Here is a 24343-nt window from a genome sequence, read left to right on the forward strand (position 1 = left end):
CTACCGCTCCTCGAAACCCGTCAGATCACCCCGCGCGGGCTCCCAGCTTTCCACAACCAACCGCACACAACCAGGTGTATCTCCCGAACGCAAGAGTTCGAGCAAACGCTCGCACGTGGGATGCGGACCCTCCGCGACCACGTGCACCCGGCCATCGGGGGCGTTGGTCGCGCGCCCGACCAGCCCGAGTTCCAGCGCGCGCGAGCGGGTCCACCAGCGGAACCCCACGCCTTGGACCGCGCCGTGCACCCACGCGCTCAACCGGACGGCGTGGGTCATCAGGCCTCGATGTCGAACGACAGCGTTACCTTCGATCCTGCTTTCAGCGTCCGGCCCACCGTGCACACCTTGTCGATCGCGCGCTGCACGGTGACCAACAGCCGTTCGCGCTCCTGCTCGTCGAGTTCGCTGAGGTCGAGTTCGAACACCTCGTCCAGTTGCGGGTAGACCTCGTTCTCCCGGTCCGCGTCGCCGCCGACCCGGATGGTGGCATCGAAGGCGTCGCCGAGCTTGCGGGACAACGCGAAGTCGGCGCTGAGACCCGAGCAGGCGGCCAGAGCGATTTTCAGTAGCTCACCGGGGGTGAACACGCCCGGGACACCTTGCGAACCGATCAGGACCTCCGCGCCGCGGGAGCTGCGGCCGGTGTAGGCCCTGGTTCCGGTGCGCTCGACCCACAGCGTGGTCGGTTCCTGCGCGGTCGGCGCCACAGTGGCGGTGGCGGGTGTAGCGGTCTGTTCAGCCATGGGTTCGATCCTGCCATTCTCGTCGCAATCGGCTCGCGCCTGGCAACGCCGGACCCCGCCACGCCATTCCGCGGCGGTCGGTGGCCGGTGGTCGGTGGCCGGATCATTCCTGGAAGCGGTAACCCATGCCCGCCTCCGTGAGCAAGTGCTTCGGCTGGGACGGATCATCCTCCAGCTTGCGCCGCAGCTGGGCCAGGTACACCCGCAGATAGTGGGTCTCGGTCGCGTAAGCCGGGCCCCACACCTCCCGCAGCAGTTCCCGCCGCCCGACCAGCTTGCCGCGGTTGCGCACCAGCATCTCCAGCATGCCCCACTCGGTCGGGGTCAAGTGCACGACCGCACCGTGTTTGGTCACCTTCTTGGCGGCCAAGTCGACGGTGAACGACGAGGTCGCGACGACGGGCGCCGAGGAATCCCCGTCCGCGGCGCCGCGGCGGACCGCGGCACGCAGCCGCGCCAGCAGTTCGTCCATACCGAACGGCTTGGTCACGTAGTCGTCCGCGCCCGCGTCCAGTGCCTCGACCTTGTCGGCCGAGTCGGTGCGCGCGGACAGCACGATTACCGGCGCCGAAGTCCAGCCACGCAGCCCGGCGAGCACTTCGATGCCGTCTATGTCGGGCAGGCCCAGGTCGAGGATCACCACGTCGGGATGGCGGTCGGCGGCCGCGCGCAGGCCCGCGGCCCCGGTGGCCGCGGTGATCACCTCGTAGCCGCGGACCGACAGATTGATCCGCAACGCGCGCACGATCTGCGGTTCGTCATCGACTACGAGTACCTTCGTCGCGACTGCCTCGGGCGTTCTCGTCACAACCGCCGCCTCCTGTGTCGTCGGGGACACCTCATTCACCTGCGCTCGTCGTCTCGCGGGCGACCTCGCCGACCGTGTCGTCGGCCTTCGGCGCCGCGTCGGCGGGGAGGTCGACCAGCATGGTCAATCCTCCCCCGGGCGTCGGCTCGGCGTGCACCGTGCCGCCCATCGCCTCCACGAACCCACGCACCACCGAGAGGCCGAGCCCGACGCCGGTGGTGTTGTCCCGGTCGCCGAGGCGCTGAAACGGTTCGAAGAGCTGCTCCTCGGTACCGTCCGGCACGCCGGGGCCGGTGTCGACGACGGCGATCGTGACGCGGTCGCCGGCCCGGTCGCCACTGACCCGGACCGTGCTGTCGCGCGGCGCGTGCCGCAGCGCGTTGTCGATCAGGTTGGCCAGCACGCGTTCCAGCAGGCCGCTGTCGGCGCACACCGAGAGGTCGCCGACTTCGACCTCGACCCGGTTCATCGCCGCGCGCCGCAGCCCGCGGGCGCCCATTCCGACGCTCACCAGTGCGCGGTGCACCGCCTCGTCCAGGTACACCCGCCGCAGTTGCGGGGTCACCACGCCGACGGCCAGGCGTGACGAGTCGAGCAGATTGCCGACCAACGCGGTGAGCTGATCCACCGATTCCTCGATCGTCTCCAGCAGTTCGGTGGTGTCCTCCGCGGAGAATTCGATGTCGTCGCTGCGCAGGCTGGAGACCGCGGCCTTGGCTCCAGCCAGCGGGGTGCGCAGATCATGGCTGACCGCCGAGAGCAGCGCCCGCCGCAGTCGGTCGGCCTCCAGCAGCGCGGCGGCGGCGCCGGCCTCTTCGGCGAGGCGAGCTTGGCGCACCAGCGCGACGGCCTGGTTGGCCACCGCGTTGAGCACCGGGCGGTCGGCCGCCGCCAGCGGACGGCCCGTAAGCAGCAACCAGTGGTGGGCGTCGCCCGCCTCGACCACGGTGTCCGCCGCCGAGATCTGTCGCGGCGGATCGGTGCCGACCTCGGCCAGTACCCGGTCGCCCGCCACCAGCGCGACCGCACGCTGGGCGAATGTCTCCCGGATATGCTCGAGCAGCTTGGGTAGGTCCGCGCCGTACAGGATGGCGCCGGAGAACATGGTCAGCAGCTCGGCCTGCCGGGAGGCTTTGCGCGCCTGTCTGGTTCGCTTCGCGGCCAGGTCGACCAGGGCCGCCACCGCGACGGCGACGATGAGCAGCACCACCACGGTGATGAAGCTGTTCGGCTCGGCGATGGTCAGGCTGTAGCGCGGCGGTGCGAAGAACCAGTTCAACAGCACGCCGGACAGCAGCGCCGACAACGACGCGGGCACGACGCCGCCGAGCAGCGCCACCGCGACGACGCCGACCACGAAAACCGCGCTGATCGCACCGAGGTCCAGCACGCCGTCCAGGTATGTGATGCTGAACGCGCACACCAGAACCGGAACGAGCACCGCGGCCAGCCACGCGGAAACCGGTCGCCGCAGGTGCGGCGCCGGAAGCCGGAAGCCGCGGTGGGCCTGCTCGTGCGTCACCATGTGGACGTCGATCTTGCCGGACAGCTGCACCACTGTGGAGCCGATGCCCTCGTCGAACATCCGCGCCCAGCGCGAGCGCCGCGACGTGCCGAGGACCAGCTGGGTGGCATTCACCTCGCGGGCGAATTCGAGCAGGGTAGTGGGCACGTCGTCGCCGGTCACGGTGTGCAGCGAAGCGTCCAGGCTGGCCGCGAGTTCGCGCAGCCGGGTCATCCGCTCGGTGGACACCCCGGCCAGGCCGTCGCCGCGCACCACATGCACGACCACCAGGTCGGCGCTGGACTTGGTGGCGATGCGGCTGGCCCGGCGGACGATCGTCTCCGATTCCGGGCCGCCGGTCACCGCGACGACGACGCGCTCGCGTGCCTCCCAGAGTTCGGTGATCTGGTGATCGGCCCGGTACTTCGCCAGCGCGGCGTCCACCTGGTCGGCCAGCCACAGCAACGCCAGTTCGCGCAACGCGGTGAGGTTTCCCTGCCGGAAGTAGTTGCGCAAGGCCGCGTCGATTTTTTCGGCGGCGTATACGTTGCCGTGGGAAAGCCTGCGTCGCAGTGCTTCCGGCGTGATGTCGACCAGCTCCACCTGGTCTGCTTCGCGCACCACCGCGTCCGGCACGGTCTCGCGCTGCTGAATACCGGTGATCTGTTCCACGACGTCATTGAGGCTCTCCAGGTGCTGCACGTTGACCGTGGAGATCACGTCGATGCCCGCGGCGAGCAGGTCGGCCACGTCCTGCCAGCGTTTCTCGTGCGTGCTGCCGGGTGCGTTGGTGTGCGCCAGCTCATCGACCAGCACCACCGCGGGGGCCCGCCGCAGCACCGCCTCGACATCCAGTTCGGGGAAGGTGGCGCCGCGATAGGCGATCATCTTCGGCGGAATGCGCTCGATGCCCTCGAGCAGCCGCGCGGTCTTCTCCCTGCCATGCGTTTCGACCACCGCGGCCACCACGTCGCGGCCGCGTTCCAGTCGTCGGTGCGCCTCGCCCAGCATGGCGTAGGTCTTGCCGACTCCCGGCGCGGCGCCGAGGTAGATCCGCAATTGACCGCGCTTCACGCGTTCATCATCGCGCGTCGCGCCTCTCCAGCCCAGCGGCACTGCCCGGGTGCCGCGCCGGGCGCCGGCGCGGTGCGTCCGAGGTCGGCGCTCGGGTCACCGCCGCGCACCGTCCACTTCGATCGCGACGGGCTGCGAATACCGTGCCTGCTCGCGCATACCGAGAGCGCGGATGATCAGCGCGCAGCAGACGAATCCGACGACCAGCGTTATCGCCGACATGGTTGTCCTCTCTTCCCGCCCAGCGGATGACACCGGTCGCGCTGGAGTCCTCCGCCTGGCCGGCTCTCCACTTCTACCTTCGTTACGGGCGTCGACCTCGATCTTTACGGTGTGTTGACAGTTCGGTCGGCTACTTTGACGCGATACTTGCGGCATTGCCCGGTGCGTCAACGAATCGCAAATGCCGACCTCCGGCCCGTAAAGAAGTCGTCAGGAAACGGTCGAGACAGCCATGTGAACGCTTCACTCGCTCTGATGCGCCGAAGCGTGGCGCGCGGATGGAGGGTGACGAGTCATGTCGGTCGTGGTGTTCACAGTGCTCACCGTCGCGGTGTTCGCACTGTTGGGGCTCGTCCAGCGCGGGGTGGAGAAGCTGTGACCGCGAATCTGATCGGTCTGGTTCTCGCTGTGGGTGTCGCGATCTATCTGGTCGCGGCACTGCTGTTTCCCGAGAGGTTCTGAGTGAGCACGACTACCGCGGGGATCGCCTTCGTGGCCTCCCTGTTCCTGGCGCTCGCGCTGGCACACGTCCCACTGGGCGACTACATGTACCGGGTCTACAACGGCCGCAAGCATTCTCGTGCCGAGCGCCTCGTCTATCGCGCCATCGGCGCGCAGCCCGAAGTCGAGCAGACCTGGCCGGTGTACGCGCGCAGCGTGCTGGCCTTCTCGGCCGTGAGCATCCTCTTGCTGTTCTTCTTTCAGCTGGTCCAGGGCACACTGCCGCTGCACCTGAACGATCCGGCCACCGAGATGACCCCCGCGCTGGCCTGGAACACCGCGGTGAGCTTCGTGACGAACACGAACTGGCAGAACTATTCGGGTGAGACGACCCAGGGCCACCTGGTGCAGATGGCTGGGCTCGCGGTGCAGAATTTCGTCTCCGCGGCGGTCGGCATGGCGGTGGCGGTTGCGCTGGTGCGCGGGTTCGCCCGCAGGCACACCGGCGACCTCGGCAATTTCTGGGTGGACCTGGTGCGTGGCACGCTGCGCATCCTGCTGCCGATCGCGTTCGTCTTCGCCCTCGTGCTGGTGGCGGGCGGCGTGATCCAGAACTTCCACCTGCACGATCAGGTGGCGCAGACCCTGAACGGGACCCAGCAGACGATCACCGGCGGACCGGTCGCCAGTCAGGAAGCGATCAAGGAACTGGGCACCAACGGCGGCGGTTTCTACAACGCCAATTCCGCGCACCCCTTCGAGAACCCGACCAGCTGGACCAACTGGCTGGAGATCTTCCTGCTGCTGGTGATCAGCTTTTCGCTGCCGCGCACCTTCGGCCGGATGGTGGGCAGTCGCAAACAGGGCTATGCGATCGTCGCGGTGATGGGGACGATCGCACTGATCAGCGTGGCGCTGACCAACCTGTTCCAGTTGCAGCACCATGGCACCGTGCCGACGGCGATCGGTGCGTCGATGGAGGGTGTGGAACAGCGTTTCGGCGTGCCGGATTCCGCCACCTTCGCCGCCTCGACCACGCTGACCTCGACCGGGGCCGTCGACTCGTTCCACGACTCCTACACCAGCCTGGGCGGGCTGATGACGATGTTCAATATGCAGCTGGGCGAGGTCGCGCCGGGCGGCACCGGGTCGGGCCTGTACGGCATGCTGATCCTGGCGGTGATCACGGTGTTCGTGGCGGGCCTGATGGTCGGGCGCACACCGGAATACCTCGGCAAGAAGATCACGCCGCGCGAGATCAAGCTGGCCGCATCGTATTTCCTGATCAGCCCCCTGATCGTACTGGTCGGCACGGCCGCGGCGATGGCGCTGCCCGGGCAGCGGGCGAGCATGCTGAATTCCGGGCCGCACGGTCTGTCCGAAGTGCTGTACGCGTTCACTTCGGCGGCCAATAACAATGGCTCGGCGTTCGCCGGCCTGACCGGCAACACCGAGTGGTACAACACCGCGCTCGGCCTCGCGATGGTCTTCGGCCGCTTCCTGCCGATCATCTTCGTGCTCGCGCTCGCCGGTTCGCTGGCGCAGCAAGGCACCACCCCCGAATCGATCGGCACCTTGCCGACGCACCGGCCGCAATTCGTCGGCATGGTCGTCGGCGTGACGGTGATCCTGGTCGCGCTCACTTTCCTGCCCACGCTCGCGCTGGGGCCGCTCGCCGAAGGAATCCACTGACATGTCCAGTCCCGTCATCGACAACAACGCCTCCGCGGAGCCCGAATCCCAGCGGCCGCGACGGGGAAAAGGTGTCCAGGGCGGGGTCCTCGACCCCAAGATGTTGCTGACCTCGTTGCCGGACGCGGTCGGAAAGCTCGATCCACGCACCCTGTGGCGCAACCCCGTGATGCTGATCGTCGAACTGGGCGCAGTGTGGTCGACCATTCTCGCGTTGGTGGATCCGAGCTTCTTCGCCTGGGCGATCGTCGTGTGGCTGTGGCTCACGGTGATTTTCGCGAACCTTGCCGAGGCCGTCGCGGAAGGCCGGGGCAAGGCGCAGGCCGACACGCTGCGCAGAGCGAAGACCGACACGATCGCGCGGCGGCTGGTCGACTGGGCGCCGGGCGCGCGGGTGGTCGAGGAGCGGGTCGGCGCACCGCAGTTGCGTCCCGGTGATCACGTGGTGGTCGAGGCGGGCCAGGTCATCCCCGGTGACGGCGACGTGGTGGAGGGTATCGCCTCGGTGGACGAGTCGGCGATCACCGGCGAGTCGGCTCCCGTGATCCGGGAGTCCGGTGGTGACCGTTGCGCGGTCACCGGCGGCACCACCGTGCTGTCGGACCGGATCGTCGTGCGGATCACCCAGGAACCCGGCCGCAGCTTCATCGACAAGATGATCGCCCTGGTCGAGGGCGCGAGCAGGCAGAAGACGCCGAACGAGATCGCGCTGAACATCCTGCTGGCGGCGTTGACCATCATCTTCGTTTTCGCCGTCGCCACCGTGCAGCCGCTGGCGATCTTCAGCAAAGCGAACAACCCCGGGGTGGCCGACACCTCGGCACTGGACCTGCACGGCGTAACCGGCATCGTGCTGGTCGCACTGCTGGTGTGCCTGATCCCGACGACTATCGGCGCGCTGCTGTCGGCCATCGGCATCGCGGGCATGGATCGTCTGGTGCAACGCAACGTGCTCGCCATGTCCGGTCGCGCCGTCGAGGCCGCGGGCGATGTGAACACGCTGCTGCTGGACAAGACCGGCACCATCACGCTCGGCAACCGCCAGGCCGCGGACTTCGTTCCGGTCCCTGGCGTGCGCAAGGACGAGCTGGCCGACGCCGCACAACTTTCCAGCCTCGCCGACGAGACGCCGGAAGGCCGCTCCATCGTCGTCTACGCCAAGCAGGCCCACGGGCTGCGGGAGCGGACGCCGGGCGAGTTGACTCACGCGCAATGGGTCCAATTCACCGCGCAAACCCGGATGTCGGGCGTCGACCTGGACGGTCGCCAGTTGCGCAAGGGCGCGGCCAGCGCGGTCACCGAATGGGTGCGTGCCCAGGGGGGTGCGGTGCCCGAGGAACTCGGCGCGACCGTCGACGGCATCTCCGCCGCGGGCGGCACGCCGCTGGTTGTCGGCCAGGTCGTCGACGCAACGGCCAGGGTGCTCGGCGTGATCCACCTGAAGGACGTGGTGAAGCAGGGGATGCGCGAGCGGTTCGACGAGATGCGCCGGATGGGCATCCGCACCGTGATGATCACCGGCGACAACCCCTTGACCGCCAAGGCGATCGCGGACGAAGCCGGGGTAGACGACTTCCTCGCCGAGGCGACGCCGGAGGACAAGCTGGCGTTGATCAAGCAGGAGCAGGACGGTGGACGTCTGGTCGCGATGACCGGCGACGGCACCAACGACGCGCCCGCCCTGGCCCAGGCCGACGTGGGCGTGGCGATGAACACCGGCACTTCGGCGGCCAAAGAAGCGGGCAACATGGTCGATCTCGACTCCGATCCGACCAAATTGATCGAGATCGTGGAGATCGGCAAGCAGTTGCTCATCACCCGCGGCGCGCTCACCACGTTCTCCATCGCCAACGACATCGCCAAGTACTTCGCGATCATTCCCGCGTTGTTCGTGTCGCTGTTCCCGGGCCTGGACCTGCTCAACGTCATGCGTTTGGCCAGCCCGCAGTCGGCGATCCTGTCCGCGGTGATCTTCAATGCCGTCGTCATCGTCGCGCTGATCCCGCTGGCGCTGCGCGGCGTGCGCTATCGGCCGTCGAACGCCTCGAAGTTGTTGAGCCGCAATCTGACCCTGTACGGGCTCGGCGGCATCATCGCGCCGTTCCTCGGTATCAAACTCATCGACCTCGTGGTCCAATTCCTCCCTGGGATGTCCTGACATGCGTTTCTCGACTTTGATCCGGCAACATGTCGCCGCGCTGCGGGCGTTGCTCGTGCTCACGGCGATCACCGGAATCGTGTATCCGCTGGCGGTCTTCGCGGTCGCGCAGTTGCCCGGGCTTCGTACGAAGGCAGACGGCTCGCTGGTCGAGGCGAACGCCACGGCTGTGGGCTCGAGCCTGATCGGTCAGTCGTTCACCGACGTCGGCGGCACTGCTCTGGCGCAGTATTTCCAGAGTCGTCCGTCCGCCGCGGGTGACGGCTACGATCCACTGTCCACCGCAGCGAGCAACCTGGGCCCGGAGGACATCGTGGACACCGCGTCGCGCAAGAGCCTGCTGACCCAGGTGTGTGCCCGGAGCAGGGCGGTCGGCGACCGTGAGAGGGTCGACGGCAGCCGTCCGTTCTGTACGAAAGGCGGTGTGGGAGCAGTGCTCTCGGTGATCGGCCCACGTGACGCCGACGGCGAGGTTTCGCATCCGGTACAGGTGGTCACCGTGAACGAGGCGTGCCCGGCGCAGCCGTTCCTCGACACCTACCGCGGGGTGCGGGTCGAATGCGCCGAGCCCGGCCACGACTACTCGGTCGGCCGCATCGTGCCGATCCACGGCAATGCTTCCGCCCACCCGGCGGTGCCCGCCGACGCCGTCACGGCGAGCGGCAGCGGGCTGGATCCGCATATCTCCCCGGCGTATGCGGCCATCCAGGTGGCTCGTGTCGCCAGGGCGCGTAACGTTTCCGCGGAGCAGGTGCGCGCTGCGGTGGACGCACACACCACCGGCCGGACTCTGTGGTTCCTCGGCGAGCCGCGCGTCGATGTCCTTCAGCTGAACCTGGACCTGGATCACCGCTACCCGTACCGCGGCTGATCGCGGCCCTGCCGCCGCGGCCGGCGTGGGCGCTTTCACCTACTTCTGGCCCCTGTGGGTGATCGGCCCGTGGGGGGCCGTGCTCGCGTTCCGTGTGCTGGCCGGCTTCGAGAGCGGTCGTTGCGGCCGGCGCGCGAGCTGAGCTGGATTCGGCGCTGTCATTCGGAACATCCGGTGGCGAAGCGGAATTCGTTTCCTACCAGTCGCGCCGAATGGCCGGCTCAGGCGAGACCGAGGAGCGATCGTGCCACTGGTCACCGTTGCGACGCGAGGCGGAGGCCGGTCGTTCGGCGGCCTGGCTGAGTGATGTGAAGCGGTCTGGGCGTGGGCGCTCGGTCTGGGCGCGTCGCCCGGTCCTCGACTCCGAGTCCGGGGGTGCGTACAGGTTTCGCCGACGGTGCGATTCTCGAGGTGATGGCCGGGCGTCGGCGGCGTAGTCGGATCGTGGATGGGCGGGGCGGGCAGCTGCGGTTTCCGGCGCCGCCACGCCCGGATTCCTGGTTCGGGGTGCGCCCCGCGGCGCTTGTCGAGGCGGATTTCCGGACTGCTGCGGCGGATGGCCGGGCCGGAGTACCTGCAGCTCGCGGGTGATCTGGGAGGCGCTGACGCCCTTTTCGCGATAGGTCGCCGGAATATCGTGCGCCCGCAGCCAGGCGCCCGGGTCATAGCGGGCGTCGGCGTCCAGCCACGGAATGGTTTCCTCGAGCAGGTCGAGCAGATCACCGGACCCATTGCCCAGCACGGCACGGATGCTGGCGAAGACGTCGGGCTGGAAGGACCATCGCCATTCCGACGGCGGACGCGGATCGCCGATGGCGCGGCCGTGTAGGACGAGGTCCCCGGACCGGGCGATTTTGGCTCGGATCGTCCGCGTGCTGGATTCGACGAGGAGTTCGCCTGTTTCGGTGCGCGTGATCTGTTCGATCTCATCGTGGTCGTCGAGATCGGCGTCCGTATCCGGCTCGGCCCGACGCACCCACTTGGTCACGGTGTGCCAGGTGGACAGCAATGGCTGCTCGTCGGCGGCGTCGGAGCCGCCGCCCCGCAATGTCCGCGCTGTCCTGCCGGCAAGGCCGCGGTGCGCCGGGTGGTCGGCGGGTTCCGAGTGGCCGTCGGCCCCGAGTGCGGCCATCGGCACCGATCGCGTCGCCCGGCCGGTGCGCTCGTCCTGCTCATGCTCTGGGTAGTCCTCGATTTCGGATAGCCGGGATCGGCTGGGAGAATTCCCGCGAAAGGGAGCCTCGGCCCGCTCCGTGTCGTGTTCCGGATCCTGCGCCCGCAGCGTGATTTCGAACCACGCCGCGGCCAGAGCGCCGACCCCGAACGCGAGCGCGATGCCGACTTCCACCCACACATCGCTGAGCACCGCACTCTTGCTGCGCTCGCACGCGTAGAGAAACAGCAGGCTGCCCAGCACCAGCGCCGTGATGCGGGCAAGGCGGAACGCGGTGGGCTTCCCTGGTGAGGGGGCAGACATGGTGGTGCGCTCCCGAACATTCCGCTGGCGAATCAGGGGGCATCGTATGTGGCTGGGCCGCGCGGCGTCGGTGCCAATTCGAGACTGCTCGGCCTCGCCGCGGTGGTGTCGGCCGCGCACGCCCGAACGCGGACCACCGGTCGGTTCTCCCAGCGCGGTGCGCCGGACCGTTGGTGATCTGTCCTGCTCGCGTTGCGTGTGCTGACCGAGCACGGAAGACAGCGATCCGAGCCGTTCCGGCAAACTCGGGGCACATCGCAAGGCACCGGATCCCGTGCCGAGTCGATAACCTCGATAACCTATCGAGAGTGCCGAATCGCTACCCGGTCGCCGCCGTCGGCCGCAGGGACGTTGCGGCACGACCCAATAGCATGTTGGTCGCCGACGGCGCTGCCGAGCACAGGCAGGTCAACGGCCGGGCGGAATACGGAAAGGTCGTCGAATTTGCACTTGAAAAGCCTGACGTTGAAGGGCTTCAAGTCCTTTGCGTCCGCGACGACGCTGCGGTTGGAGCCCGGCATCACGTGCGTGGTCGGTCCGAACGGATCGGGCAAATCGAACGTCGTCGACGCGCTCACCTGGGTCATGGGCGAGCAGGGCGCGAAGGCGCTGCGGGGCGGCAAGATGCAGGACGTGATCTTCGCCGGCACCGCCGGACGCGCGCCGCTCGGCCGTGCCGAGGTCACGCTGACCATCGACAATTCCGACGGCGCGCTGCCGATCGACTATGCCGAGGTGTCCATCACCCGGCGGATGTTCCGCGACGGCGCCGGCGAATACGAGATCAACGGCAGTTCCTGCCGCCTGATGGACGTGCAGGAACTGCTCAGTGACTCGGGCATCGGCCGCGAGATGCATGTCATCGTCGGGCAGGGCCAGCTGTCGGCCATCCTGGAGTCGCGCCCGGAGGACCGCCGCGCGTTCGTCGAGGAGGCCGCCGGTGTGCTCAAGCACCGCAAGCGCAAGGAAAAGGCGGTCCGCAAGCTCGAGGCCATGCAGGCCAACCTGGCCCGGCTGACCGACCTCACCACAGAGTTGCGCCGCCAGCTCAAACCGCTGGGCAGACAGGCCGAGGTGGCCCGCCGGGCGCAGACCGTGCAGGCCGATCTGCGTGATGCCCGGCTGCGCCTGGCCGCAGACGACTTGGTCACCCGCCGCCGGGAACTGGAGAGCCAGCAGAGCAAAGAGGCCTACGCCCGCGAGCAGCAGATCACCGTGCAATCCGGCCTGGACGCCGCCAACGCGGCACTGGCGGAGCAGGAATTCCAGCTGTCTCGCCTGACCCCGAGCGCGGAGGCCGCCGCACAGATCTGGTTCCAGCTCTCCGCGCTGGCCGAGCGGGTCAACGCCACCATCCGGATCGCCGGCGACCGCGCGCGTCATCTGGACACGGCGATCCCGGTCGGTTCCGGTCGCGACCCCGAGCAGCTGGAAGCCGAGGCCGCCCGGGTGGAGGCCGATGAGGCCGAGCTGCGCGAAGCGGTGGAGATCGCCGTCGAGACACTGGAGGCGGCCAGGGACCAGCTGGCCGAACGCGAATACGGCGCCAAGGCCGCCGAGCAGGCGCATCTGGCCGCCGTGCGGGCGATCGCCGACCGACGCGAGGGCCTGGCCCGGCTGTCCGGCAAGGTCGACACGTTACGTGCCCGAGCCCAGTCGGTGGACGCGGAGATCGCCAGACTTTCCGCCGCCATCGCCGACGCCCGGCATCGAGGCCAGACCGCGCAGGCCGAATTCGACACGGTGCAGGCCGAACTCGCCGAACTGGACGCGGGCGAGGTGGGCTTGGACACGCAGCACGAGCACGCGGTGCAGGCACTGGAACTGGCCGATCATCGGGTCACCGAACTGCGCGAACAGGACCGCGACGCGGGCAAGCGGGTGGCGTCGCTGAGCGCGCGCATCGAAGCGCTCGGCATGAACCTGGCCCGCCGGGACGGCGTGGCCTGGCTGGTGGAGAACCGGGAACAAGGGTTGCTGGGTCCGCTCTCCGCGCTCGTGCACGTACAGGGTGGCTATGAGGCGGCGGTCGCCGCCGCCCTTGGGCCTCTCGCCGACGCCATCGCCGCCGATACCGGCACGTCCGCGCACGCCGCGATCAGCGCGCTCAAAAACGCCGACGGCGGACGCGCCGCCGTGGTATTCGGCACCGAGCAGGCCGATCGGCCGCGACTGGGCGCGCTGCCCGGCGACGCCCGATGGCTGATCGACGTGCTGGACTGCCCCGACGGCCTGCGCGGCGCGCTGACCGCGCTGACCGCGCAGATCGCCGTGGTCGATGATCTGCCCACCGCCGGTGCGGTGGTCGCGGCCCGGCCCGATGTCCGCGTCGTCACTCGCGACGGCGACCTCGCCGGAAACGGCTGGCTGCTGGGCGGTTCCGATCGCGCACCGAGCCAGCTGGAGATCCAGGCCGATATCGATGCGGCCAAGGGCGATCTGGTCGCCGCACAGCGGCGCGCCGAGGAACTCGAGGCCGCGCTGTCCGGTGCGCTGGACGAGCAGGCCGACCGCAAGGACGCCGTCGATCAGGCACTGCTCGCCCTGCACGAATCCGACCAGGCGCTGGTGGCGATCTACGAGCGGCTCGGCAGGCTCGGCCAGACCGCCCGCACCGCGCACACGGAGAGCGAGCGCCTGCTGACCCAGCGCACCGACGCGGAAACCGGCCGGGAGGAAGCGCTCACCGCACTCGCCGAGCTGGAAGATCGCCTGCGGCACGCGGAGCTCGAACAGTCCGAGGTCGATGCCGACGATGTGGGCGCGGCGGGCATCGAGTCCGCGGGTCGTGCGCGGGAGGAGGCCGCGGCCGCGCTGGCCGAGGTGCGCGCCATGGAAGTCGAAGCCAGGCTCGCCGTGCGCACCGCCGAGGAACGTGCGGAATCGGTGCGCGGTAAAGCGGATTCACTGCGACGGGCGGCGCACGCGGAACGGGAAACCCGGGCCCGCGCCGAACGCGCCCAGGCCGCGCGCAAGAAGGCTGCCGAGGTGGCCGCCGCGGTCGCGGAGTCCGGTGCGAAGATCGCCGCCGAACTGGAACAGGTGGTCGCCGAGGCAGGCACCCGCCGCGACGAGCTGGTGCGCAGGCGCTCCGAATGCGCCGCCCAGGTCGAGCAGGTCAAGGAGCGGGTGCGCGTGCTCGGAACGCAACTGGCGCAGCTCACCGACGCCGTACACCGCGACGAGGTGGCGAAGGCTCAGGCGGCGCTGCGCATCGAGCAACTGGAAGCGATCATCGCCGAACAATTCGGCATCGCGCTCGACGATCTGATCGCCGAGTACGGCCCCGATGTCCCGATGCCGCCCTCGGCGCTGGAATTGCACGAATACGAGCAGGCCACCGAGCGCGGCGAACAGGTCAGCCCGCCGGCGCCGATGCCCTTCGACCGGCAGTCCCAGGAGCGCCGCGCCAAGCGCGCCGAGAAGGACCTCGTCACCCTCGGCAAGGTGAATCCGCTTGCCCTGGAAGAGTTCGCCGCGCTGGAGGAACGCTACAACTTCCTGGCAACGCAGCTCGAGGACGTCAAGAGCGCGCGCAAAGACCTCCTGGACGTCGTCGCCGAGGTGGACGCGCGCATCCTGCAGGTGTTCACCGAGGCCTACGCCGACGTCGAGCGCGAATTCGTCGGGGTGTTCGCGAAGCTGTTTCCCGGCGGCGAGGGCAGGCTGCTGCTCACCGACCCCTCCGACATGCTCACCACCGGCATCGAGGTGGAGGCCAGGCCGCCGGGCAAGAAGGTCAAGCGGCTGTCGTTGCTGTCGGGCGGCGAGAAGTCGCTGACCGCGGTCGCGCTGCTGGTGGCCATCTTCCGTGCCCGGCCCTCGCCGTTCTACGTGATGGACGAGGTCGAGGCCGCGCTGGACGATACCAACCTGCGCCGCCTGATCGGCCTGTTCGAGCAGCTGCGCGAGAAGAGCCAGCTGATCGTCATCACCCACCAGAAGCCCACGATGGAGATCGCCGACGCCCTCTACGGCGTGAGTATGCGCGGCGACGGTATCACCCAGGTGATCTCGCAGCGGCTGCGCGGGGAGAACCTGGCTCCGGTCGGTGCGACGAGCTGATCCCGCACCTGGCCGTCGCGGCACGTACCGGGCGGGACGGTCACGGGGTAGCGGACAGCTGGGCCGACGGGCGGAAGGTCCGTGTTGTTCGGCGCATTTGCGCCACATCCGTCTCGCTTGCGCCATGAACCGATCGGGCGAGACGGCGTTGCCCGGTGCGGCGGCCGGGATGGCCACCGCACCGCACTGCTGGGCTAGAGCAGGTCGCTGACGTCGTCCGGCACGTCGACGGCGTACTTGCGCAGGATGTCCATCGAGATCACCTCGAGGGCGTTCTCGTGGGTGGCGGCCAGCACGACGGGCGCGGCGACGCCGTCTTCGTGTGCGTGCAACCACCGGACGGCGACCACGCACCAGCGGTCGCCCGGCTGCAGGCCCGGAAAATTGTTCGCCGGTCGCGGCGTGCTCAGATCGTTCCCGATGGACGCTTGATGGTCCAGGAACTCCGCCGTGACGACAGTGCAGACGGTATGACTGCCCAGATCCTCCGGCCCGGTACTGCAGCAGCCGTCCCGGTAGAAGCCGGTGAGAGGATCGGCGCCGCACTCTTCCAGCGGCCCCCCAAGCACGTTTCGATCGGTCACGTCGCCGATCCTATTGTCACTTCGCGAGAAGTTCCGCAGGACAAGAAATCTCATGGGCTGTGTCGGTGCGCCGACATCGGTCTCCGGCGCGAGCCGGGCGCTGTCGGCCGGGCGTGCGTCGTGCTCGCACGGGCGCGCCGCGACCATGCGGTGCGGCTCGGCGCCCGACCCGCGATGGTCGGTCTGCAAGGATGGTCGGCGTGAGTCCCGAAGTCTGGATCCTGATCGCTGCGGTCGCCACACTGCTGCTCGTGGTGCTGGTCGCCGGTTTCGTCCGGTACAAGCGCGGCCGCGTGACGCTGGCCCCGCCCGTGCGGGACAAGGAGGTGACCGACCGGTCCGGTGGTTACACCGCGTCCGGCGGATTCAACTTCAGCCGGGGCGGCACGGCCACCGCGCCGCCACCGGTCGAGCGCACCGACACCGAAGGCCAGCCGCACATCGGCGACGACGCCGCGATCCCGCGCGACGCGCCCAAACGGGGGATCACCAACGTTCCGCTGCCGGAGGCGGACGTCGCCGAAGCGCCTCCGGTGTCCGGCGGCGCCGCCGCCGCGACGGCGCCCGCCGAGAAGGAGGCCGGGCCCGAGGCGGAAGCGGCGCCAGAGGCGAAGGCCGAATCTCCGATAACCGAGGCGGCCCCGCCCGCGACGACCGACCAGGTGACGACACCGGAGAACGTCGCCGACACCGCCGCACCGATCATCGAACCCGGCGTCGCGGAGGCCCCCGCCGAGCCGGAGACCACCGCCGAGCCGGAGACCACCGCCGAGCCGGAGACCACCGCCGAGCCGGAGACCACCGCCGAGCCGGAGACCACCGCCGAGCCGGAGACCACCGCCGCGGACACCGGCGCTGCCGCCACGGCCGAAGTCCAGGCCCCGGACACGGCCGCGGGCGTCGAGACCGCGGCGGCGCTGGAGGAGATCGAACCCACCGAGGGCCGTCTGGTCCGCCTGCGTGGACGCCTGTCCCGGTCCCAGAACGCGGTCGGCAAGAGCCTGCTCGGCCTGCTCGGCGGTGGTGACCTCGACGACGACTCATGGGAGGAAGTCGAGGACACCCTCGTCCTGGCCGACCTCGGCACCGCGAGCACCACTGCGGTCGTCTCCCGCCTGCGCGCCGAGCTGGCGGCACGTAGTGTCCGCACCACCGAGCAGGCCCGTGCGGTCCTGCGCGACGTGCTGATCGAGCAGCTGCGGCCGGAGCTGGACCGCGCGGTGCACGCGCTGCCGCATCCGGATCACCCGTCCATCCTGCTGGTGGTCGGCGTGAACGGCACCGGGAAGACCACCACCACCGGCAAGCTCGCCCGGGTACTGGTCGCCGATGGTCGCCGGGTGCTGCTCGGCGCGGCCGACACCTTCCGCGCCGCGGCCGCCGACCAGCTGCAGACCTGGGGCGAGCGGGTCGGCGCCGACACCGTCCGTGGCCGGGAAGGCGCCGACCCCGCCGCGGTCGCGTTCGACGCGGTGGCCGCCGGTATCGAGCACGGTGTCGATGCGGTGCTCATCGACACCGCGGGCCGCTTGCACACCAAGACGGGTCTGATGGACGAGCTGGGCAAGGTCAAGCGCGTCGTGGAGAAGAAGGCCGCCGTCGACGAGGTCCTGCTGGTGCTGGACGCTACCGTCGGCCAGAACGGACTGACCCAGGCGCGGGTATTCGCCGAAGTGGTCGACATCACCGGCGTGGTGCTCACCAAGCTGGACGGGACCGCCAAGGGCGGCATCGTCTTCCAGGTGCAGCACGAATTGGGTGTGCCGGTGAAGCTGGTCGGTCTCGGTGAGGGCGCCGATGACCTGGCTCCGTTCGAGCCGGCCGCCTTCGTGGACGCGCTGTTGGGCTGATCCCGCTGATCCCCTGAAAACCTTGGCGCCCACGGCGTTCCGCGTAGTCGGCGCGCCGTGCGGCAGCAGTGCGCACCCCACCGATTCGGTGCGAGTTCTGTCACACTCCGGATGTTTGCCGACTGCTGCTCGGCGATCCCGAATTTTCCGATCGAGGACACGCTGCTCACAGGGCTGGCAAACATCCGGTGTACATCGCGAAACGTGGTAGCAACACAGCGGCGCCATGCGTTCACGCAGGCGAAACACGACAGCTCTACGGATGAAACACCGAGTGAGGAACCTTCTGTGCAGGTCCATTCGCCGGAATCGGCTGGGCCCGAGATGAGGAGGACATTAAGGTGGCATTTCCGCTTACCGGTGCGCCGGACACCGGTGATACCGCATGGATGCTGGCGAGTTCCGCGCTGGTGTTGCTGATGACACCGGGCTTGGCATTCTTCTACGGCGGCATGGTCCGATCGAAGAACGTACTCAACATGATGATGATGAGTGTCGGCGCGACGGGTCTGGTCGGCGTGCTGTGGTCGCTGTACGGATACTCGACGGCATTCGGCGACAACAAGTTCGGTGTGATCGGCGACCCCACGCAGTTCTTCGGCCTGAAGGGCTTGATCGGCGGTAACTCCGTCGCCGAAGTCAAGGACGCGGCCGGCGTGGTCACCACGCAGGCGGTGAACATTCCGCTCGCGGGCACGATCCCGGCGACGGTCTTCGTCGCCTTCCAGCTGATGTTCGCCATCATCACGGTCGCCCTCATCTCGGGTGCGGTCGCCGATCGCCTGAAGTTCAGCGCGTGGCTGCTGTTCGCCGGCATCTGGTCCACGGTGGTCTACTTCCCGGTCGCGCACTGGGTGTTCGACTTCGACGTGAAGGATGCCGAGGGCAACATCGTGCACGAGGGCGGTTGGATCGCCAACAAGCTGCTCGCGGTCGACTTCGCCGGCGGCACGGCGGTGCATATCAACGCTGGTGCGGCCGGTCTGGCGCTGGTGCTGGTGCTCGGCAAGCGCAAGGGCTGGCCGAAGACGCCGTTCCGCCCGCACAACCTGCCGTTCGTCATGCTCGGCGCCGGCCTGCTGTGGTTCGGCTGGTTCGGTTTCAACGCCGGCTCCGCGGTGACCTCCGGTGGCCTGGCCGGTTCGACCTTCCTGACCACCGCCCTCGCGACCTGCGCCGCGATGCTGGCCTGGCTGGTGGTGGAGAAGATCCGCGACGGCAAACCCACGTCGCTGGGCGCGGCCTCGGGCATCGTGGCCGGTCTGGTGGCCATCACCCCGTCGTGTTCGTCGGTGAATGTGTTCGGCGCGCTCGCCATCGGCGTGGTCGCGGGCGCCCTGTGCGCCCTCGCGGTCGGCTTGAAATTCAAGTTCGGCTTCGACGACTCGCTCGACGTGGTCGGCGTGCACCTAGTCGGCGGCGTCGTCGGCACCCTGATGGTCGGTTTCGTCGCGGCGCCCGAGACGGGTGCGGGCAAGACCGGTCTGTTGTACGGCGGCGGCATCGACCAGCTGTGGCGGCAAGCGGTGGGTGCCGGTGTGGTGCTTGCCTTCTCCTTCATCGCGACGTTGATCATTGCCTATATCGTGAAGTTCACCATTGGGCTGCGCGTGAGCGAGGAAGCAGAGTCGGTGGGCTTGGACGAGTCCGAGCACGCGGAAACCGCCTACGACTTCGCCGCTCTGGGTAGCACGGCACGTTCGGCCAAGGAGGCATGACGAACATGAAACTGATCACGGCAATCGTCAAACCGTTCACGCTCGAGGACGTCAAGTCCGGGCTCGAGCAGGCGGGCGTGTTGGGCATGACCGTCAGCGAAGTGCAGGGGTACGGCCGCCAGAAGGGGCACACCGAGGTGTACCGCGGCGCGGAGTACTCGGTCGATTTCGTGCCGAAGGTCCGGGTCGAGGTGGTAGTGGACGACGCGTCTGTCGACAAGGTCGTCGAGGTGATCGTGGAGGCCGCCCGCACCGGCAAGATCGGTGACGGCAAGGTCTGGGTCACCCCGGTGGAGTCGATCATCCGGGTGCGGACCGGCGAACGCGGCACCGACGCGCTGTAGGCGAATCTCGAGCACAGCGGCGGCCCCGCTCCCACCGGAGCTCCCGGTCGGGGCGGGGCCGCACGCGTGAAATGGGCGGTGGTTTGTGGGCAGTCAGTACGAGCGCAGTCAGTACGAGCGTGACGGTGACCCGAAGGTGACCGGAGAAGTCAACAGCAACATATCCAATGGGGCGGCGGCTCTGGTCCGCGCACGAACCCAACTGCTGCACGGCGGGCTGCCCCGCAATCCTCGGCTCGACGCGCAGTCGCTGCGACAGGCTCTGGTCGACCTCTTCGAACTCTGGCTCACCAGCAAGGGCGCGGAACTGGGCATCACCCCCGGCAGCGGTCTGGCGGTGGTGGCGGTCGGCGGTCTGGGCCGCGGCGAGATGCTGCCGTATTCGGATCTGGATCTGGTGCTGCTGCACGACGAGGTCGATCCGGCCCTGGTCGCCGCGGTCGCCGACCAGCTCTGGTACCCGCTGTGGGACGCGCACATCAAGCTCGACCACAGTGTGCGGACCGTGCCGCAGGCACTGCGCGTGGCCGCCGATGATCTCATCGCCGCGCTGGGCATGCTCGAAGCCAGGCACATCGTCGGCGACCAGGAATTGAGCAACCGGTTGATCGGTGGGGTGCGGCGGGAATGGCGCGCCGGAATCCGCACCCGCTTCGATGACCTCATCGCGCAAGCCAAGACCAGATGGGAGCGCAACGGCGACATCGCGCACCGCGCCGAGCCGGATCTGAAAAACGGGCGGGGCGGGCTGCGCGACATCCAGCTGCTCGACGCCCTGGCTATCGCTCAGCTGACCGACGCCATGCCGGGCCTCGGACCCGACGTGCCGGGCGGCGGATTGAAGCAGGCCCGCCGTCGCCTGCTGGACGTGCGCACCGAACTCCACCGGGTGGCGGGCCGTTCCCGCGATCAGCTGCGCGCGCAGGACGCCGACGAGATCGGCGCTGCCCTGCGCATCGGCGACCGCTTCGATCTGGCTCGGATGCTGAGCGATGCGGCACGCACCGTGAGCTATTCGGTGGACGTCGGGTTGCGCACCGCGGCCAACGCGCTGCCCCGGCGGGGCCTGGCGCGGCTGCGCCGGATGCCGGTGCGCAGGCCCCTCGACGAGGGTGTGGTGGAGCATGCCGGAGAGGTCGTGCTCGCTCGCGACGCGCGCCCCCAGCGCGACCCGGGACTGATCCTGCGGGTGGCGGCGGCCTCCGCGCAGACCGGGCTGCCGATGTCGGCCACGACTCTCAATCGCCTCTCGGAGGACGCGCCCGAGCTGCGCGAGCCGTGGCCCAAGGACGCGCTCAACGACCTGCTGGTCCTGCTGGGCGCGGGCCGTGGCGCCATCGCCGCGGTCGAGGCGCTGGACCGGACCGGCCTGTGGGGCAGGCTGCTGCCGGAGTGGGGTGCCGTACGCGACCTGCCACCCCGCGATGTACTGCACACCTGGACCGTCGACCGGCACCTCGTGGAGACAGTCGCCTACGCCGGCGCGATCAGCACCCGGGTGGCCCGCCCGGATCTGTTGGCCCTCGCCGCGCTGCTGCACGACATCGGCAAGGGGCGCTCGGGCGACCACAGCGTCGTCGGGGCGGAGCTGGCCACGCACATCGGCCGGCGACTGGGCCTGTGGCCCTCGGACGTACGCACGCTCAGCGCGGTCGTCCGCCACCATCTGCTGTTGCCGGATACCGCGACCCGGCGTGATCTGTCCGACCCGGAGACAGTCCGATCCGTGGTGCAGGCCCTCGACGGCGATCCCCAGCTGCTGGAACTGCTGCACACGCTGGCCGAGGCGGATTCGCTGGCCACCGGGCCCGGCGTGTGGGGTGACTGGAAGGCGTCGCTGATCGGCGAGCTGGTCCGGCGCTGCCGATTGGTCATGGCGGGCGACCAGCTGCCGACGCCGGAGCCGATCGCACCGGAACTGATCGAGAAGGCCCGTGCGGGTGGTGTGCACGTCGAGCTCGAGCCGGGGGACAGCAAATTCACCTATACGATCACCGTCATCGCGCCCGACGGTTCCGGGCTGCTCTCCGACGCCGCGGGCGTGCTGGCACTGCACTCGCTGCGCGTCCTGTCGGCCGCACTGGGGGGCGAAGGCGATTGCGCCGTCGACACTTTCGTCGTCTCGCCCAAATTCGGCGATCCGCCGGATCCAGGGCTGTTGCGGCAGGAACTGATCCGCGCCACGGCCGGAGACCTGGACGTGTCCGCGGCGCTGACCGAGCACGAGCGCGAGGCGAGCGGCGTCGGCCGGAGCCGGTACGCGCAAGCGCAGCCGCGGGTGATCTGGTCGGACACCTCGGTGCCCGGTCAAGTGATCTTGGAGTTGCGTGCCGAGGACCGGATCGGGTTGCTCAGCCGGCTGGCTGCCGAGCTGGCCCGCTGTGGTGCGGACGTCCGCTGGGCCAAGGTGGTCACGATGGGGTCGGCGGTGGTCGACAGTTTCTGCCTCGATTTGGGTCCGGAAGACAGTCCCGCGCGCCGGGAAGCGATCGAGAAGGCAATTCTCACGGTGGTGCCCAGACCTGCGCCGAAACCATCGGAAAGCGACGCTCTCAACGCCTGAAATCGGAACCGACCTGCACATAGATCCAGTGATCAATCTGTTGCTAGATATTTGCTGAATATCGGCTCCGGCTCGGAAACCGGCCCCTACGATCTAGAGCGTCCGGCTATCGCGAGCACGAGGGGAGCAGGTCGGTGGCAATTGAAGTCGTTTCGGCGTCGACGATGACAAGTGACGAGACCACGCATATGGCGCGCTGCGTCGGTGGCGATCGCTGGGTGGTTTCCTGGCTCCCCGGCCGGACAGTGACCGGACGGCAGGCGGTCACCGCCATGACGATCGCGTCCACGGTCGCCACCTCGCCCTTCCCGAGCGCGGCGGAGTGGGCCACGCTCGACGAGCTGGCGCTCGAGCTGGGGCTGACCGCCAACGAGGCGGTTTTCATGGTCGTCGAGGAGAATCACGACTATCGCAAAACGCCCAAACCGCGCCGTCGCGTGCTCGACCGGTAAGCCTCTTCGCCTCGAAGGACGCACCGCCTGCGCGATCACGCGGGCGATCCCATTACCCTGGGAGAGAATGTGACGTCCCCCGAGATCAGGAGCGCGATCGGTGTTCGAATCCCTGTCCGACCGGCTTACCGGTGCCCTCAAGGATCTGCGTGGTAAGGGGCGTCTGTCACCGGCCGATATCGACGCTACCTGTCGCGAGATCCGCCTCGCGCTGCTCGAGGCCGACGTCGCGTTGCCCGTGGTGCGCGGTTTCATCGGCCGGATCAAGGAGCGCGCCAAGGGCGCGGAGGTCTCCGCGGCGCTGAACCCGGCCCAGCAGGTCGTGAAGATCGTCAACGAGGAGCTCGTCGGCATCCTCGGTGGCGCGACCAGGCGGCTGCACCTGGCGAAGACCCCGCCGACGGTGGTCATGCTCGCCGGTCTGCAGGGTTCCGGTAAGACCACGCTCGCGGGCAAGCTGGCGAAGTTGCTCAAGGGGCAAGGCCATCAGCCGCTGCTGGTGGCCTGCGACCTGCAGCGTCCCGGCGCGGTCACCCAGCTGCAGGTGGTCGGCGAGCGCGCGGGCGTGCCCGTCTACGCGCCGCACCCCGGCACCTCGATCGGTGGCGGCGAGAACCCGCTGGGCATTTCGGCGGCAGATCCGGTGAGCGTGGCGCGCGACGGTGTCGAGCAGGCGCGGCAGAAGCAGTACGACGTCGTCATCGTCGACACCGCGGGCCGTCTCGGTATCGACGAAGAGCTGATGCGCCAGGCCGCGGGCATCCGCGACGCCGTGCAGCCGGACGAGACGCTGTTCGTGCTGGACGCGATGATCGGTCAGGACGCGGTCAACACGGCCGAGGCGTTCCGCGACGGTGTCGGCTTCACCGGCGTGGTGCTCACCAAGCTCGACGGTGACGCCCGCGGTGGCGCGGCGCTGAGCGTCCGCGAGGTCACCGGCGTGCCGATCCTGTTCGCGTCCACCGGTGAGAAGCTCGAAGACTTCGATGTCTTCCATCCGGACCGCATGGCCAGCCGCATCCTCGGCATGGGCGACGTGCTCACCCTGATCGAGCAGGCCGAACAAGTCTATGACGCCGAGCAGGCCGAGGAGGCCGCCCGGAAGATCGGCAGCGGCGAGCTCACTCTGGAAGACTTCCTCGACCAGATGCTGGCCATCCGCAAGCTGGGGCCGATCGGGAACCTGCTCGGCATGCTGCCCGGTGCGGGCCAGATGAAAGACGTGCTCGCCCAGGTCGACGACAAACAACTCGACCGCGTGCAGGCGATCATCCGCGGCATGACTCCGGCCGAACGGGAAAATCCCAAGATCATCAATGCTTCTCGTCGCCTGCGTATCGCCAACGGCTCCGGCGTTCAGGTCTCCGAGGTCAACCAGCTCGTCGACCGGTTCTTCGAGGCCAAGAAAATGATGGCGATGATGGGCCGCCAGATGGGCTTGCCCGGCTCCCGCCGCGGCAGCGCGAAGAAGGGCAAGAAAGGCAAGAAGGGCGGACGGGGCCCGACTCCGCCGAAGGTACGTGGCGGTTTCCCGGGCATGGGCGCGATGCCCGCCGGGATGCCCGACCTCTCCGGCATGCCGGCGGGGCTCGACCAGCTGCCGCCTGGTCTGGAGGGCTTCGACTTGTCGAAGCTGAAGTTCCCGAAGAATTAGACGTCGGACCGAGCGTGACCGTCGCGCGGATTCTGTGCTGCCCGCGTGCTGCGCTATCCGCGACGCGGTGACCTCGCGGTGCTCGGCCTGGCCCGATAGAGCCAGGCCGAGCACGAGGAC

The 24343-nt window shown here is 68.8% G+C and carries 18 protein-coding genes; 11 read left to right on the top strand and 7 right to left on the bottom strand.

Annotated elements, in window-relative coordinates; all coding sequences use genetic code 11:
- The 5 genes from ACT86A_RS06020 to ACT86A_RS06040 all read right to left on the bottom strand — a co-directional run bounded on the left by ACT86A_RS06020 (window position 1) and on the right by ACT86A_RS06040 (window position 4354).
- Window positions 1-279 carry an acylphosphatase gene (locus ACT86A_RS06020; RefSeq protein ID WP_445091000.1) on the bottom strand — a complete coding sequence of 93 codons (279 nt, stop codon included), beginning with the start codon at window positions 277-279 and terminating at the stop codon, window positions 1-3.
- A complete protein-coding gene (locus ACT86A_RS06025) occupies window positions 279-746 on the bottom strand; it encodes an OsmC family protein (RefSeq protein ID WP_445091001.1) in 468 nt (155 codons plus the stop codon). Before ACT86A_RS06025 ends, ACT86A_RS06020 begins: the two co-directional genes overlap by 1 nt.
- Window positions 747-849: 103 nt before the next feature.
- Entirely contained in the window at window positions 850-1554 is a 705-nt protein-coding gene (locus tag ACT86A_RS06030) for a response regulator (protein ID WP_445091002.1), read from the bottom strand.
- Window positions 1555-1585: 31 nt separating this feature from the next.
- On the bottom strand, window positions 1586-4132 hold the full coding sequence (locus ACT86A_RS06035; RefSeq protein WP_445091003.1) for an ATP-binding protein: 2547 nt from the start codon (window positions 4130-4132) through the stop codon (window positions 1586-1588).
- Window positions 4133-4228: 96 nt separating this feature from the next.
- Complete coding sequence (locus ACT86A_RS06040) at window positions 4229-4354, bottom strand: hypothetical protein (RefSeq protein WP_445091004.1); 126 nt, start codon at window positions 4352-4354, stop codon at window positions 4229-4231.
- A gap of 255 nt (window positions 4355-4609) precedes the next feature.
- Here ACT86A_RS06040 and kdpF point away from each other — a divergent pair, with 255 nt between their 5' ends.
- The 4 genes from kdpF (at window position 4610) to ACT86A_RS06060 (ending at window position 9516) form a co-directional block, all read left to right on the top strand.
- On the top strand, window positions 4610-4816 hold the full coding sequence (kdpF, locus tag ACT86A_RS06045; RefSeq protein WP_445091311.1) for a K(+)-transporting ATPase subunit F: 207 nt from the start codon (window positions 4610-4612) through the stop codon (window positions 4814-4816).
- Entirely contained in the window at window positions 4817-6487 is a 1671-nt protein-coding gene (gene kdpA / locus ACT86A_RS06050) for a potassium-transporting ATPase subunit KdpA (protein ID WP_445091005.1), read from the top strand. It begins immediately after the preceding gene.
- A 100-nt stretch (window positions 6488-6587) separates the two neighbouring features.
- Window positions 6588-8645, top strand: coding sequence for a potassium-transporting ATPase subunit KdpB (gene kdpB / locus ACT86A_RS06055; protein ID WP_445091312.1), 2058 nt, complete (start codon window positions 6588-6590; stop codon window positions 8643-8645).
- Window position 8646: 1 nt separating this feature from the next.
- Window positions 8647-9516 carry a potassium-transporting ATPase subunit C gene (locus ACT86A_RS06060; protein ID WP_445091006.1) on the top strand — a complete coding sequence of 290 codons (870 nt, stop codon included), beginning with the start codon at window positions 8647-8649 and terminating at the stop codon, window positions 9514-9516.
- Between the two features lie 196 nt (window positions 9517-9712).
- Here the strand turns inward: ACT86A_RS06060 and ACT86A_RS06065 are convergent, their stop codons facing one another.
- The gene (locus ACT86A_RS06065; RefSeq protein WP_445091007.1) at window positions 9713-10993 is read right to left on the bottom strand and encodes a hypothetical protein; all 1281 of its coding nucleotides are present in this window, start codon (window positions 10991-10993) and stop codon (window positions 9713-9715) included.
- 444 nt (window positions 10994-11437) lie between these two features.
- Here ACT86A_RS06065 and smc point away from each other — a divergent pair, with 444 nt between their 5' ends.
- Window positions 11438-15058, top strand: a complete 3621-nt coding sequence (gene smc, locus ACT86A_RS06070; protein WP_445091008.1) for a chromosome segregation protein SMC — start codon at window positions 11438-11440, stop codon at window positions 15056-15058.
- A gap of 194 nt (window positions 15059-15252) precedes the next feature.
- Here the strand turns inward: smc and ACT86A_RS06075 are convergent, their stop codons facing one another.
- Window positions 15253-15642: a DUF2237 family protein gene (locus ACT86A_RS06075; protein ID WP_445091009.1), complete on the bottom strand. Its 390-nt coding sequence runs from the start codon at window positions 15640-15642 to the stop codon at window positions 15253-15255.
- A 191-nt stretch (window positions 15643-15833) separates the two neighbouring features.
- On the opposite strand from ACT86A_RS06075, the gene ftsY reads away from it, so the two are divergent.
- The 6 genes from ftsY (at window position 15834) to ffh (ending at window position 24223) form a co-directional block, all read left to right on the top strand.
- Window positions 15834-17492, top strand: a complete 1659-nt coding sequence (gene ftsY / locus ACT86A_RS06080) for a signal recognition particle-docking protein FtsY (RefSeq protein ID WP_445091010.1) — start codon at window positions 15834-15836, stop codon at window positions 17490-17492.
- Window positions 17493-17881: 389 nt separating this feature from the next.
- The gene (locus ACT86A_RS06085) at window positions 17882-19210 is read left to right on the top strand and encodes an ammonium transporter (protein ID WP_445091313.1); all 1329 of its coding nucleotides are present in this window, start codon (window positions 17882-17884) and stop codon (window positions 19208-19210) included.
- A gap of 5 nt (window positions 19211-19215) precedes the next feature.
- Entirely contained in the window at window positions 19216-19554 is a 339-nt protein-coding gene (locus ACT86A_RS06090) for a P-II family nitrogen regulator (protein ID WP_067782130.1), read from the top strand.
- A 136-nt stretch (window positions 19555-19690) separates the two neighbouring features.
- Window positions 19691-22117, top strand: a complete 2427-nt coding sequence (locus tag ACT86A_RS06095) for a [protein-PII] uridylyltransferase (RefSeq protein ID WP_445091314.1) — start codon at window positions 19691-19693, stop codon at window positions 22115-22117.
- Window positions 22118-22251: 134 nt separating this feature from the next.
- On the top strand, window positions 22252-22569 hold the full coding sequence (locus tag ACT86A_RS06100; protein ID WP_445091011.1) for a hypothetical protein: 318 nt from the start codon (window positions 22252-22254) through the stop codon (window positions 22567-22569).
- A gap of 100 nt (window positions 22570-22669) precedes the next feature.
- The gene (ffh, locus tag ACT86A_RS06105; RefSeq protein ID WP_445091012.1) at window positions 22670-24223 is read left to right on the top strand and encodes a signal recognition particle protein; all 1554 of its coding nucleotides are present in this window, start codon (window positions 22670-22672) and stop codon (window positions 24221-24223) included.
- The last annotated feature ends 120 nt before the right edge of the window (window positions 24224-24343 follow it).

It is taken from the genome of Nocardia glycosmidis (assembly GCF_052545115.1).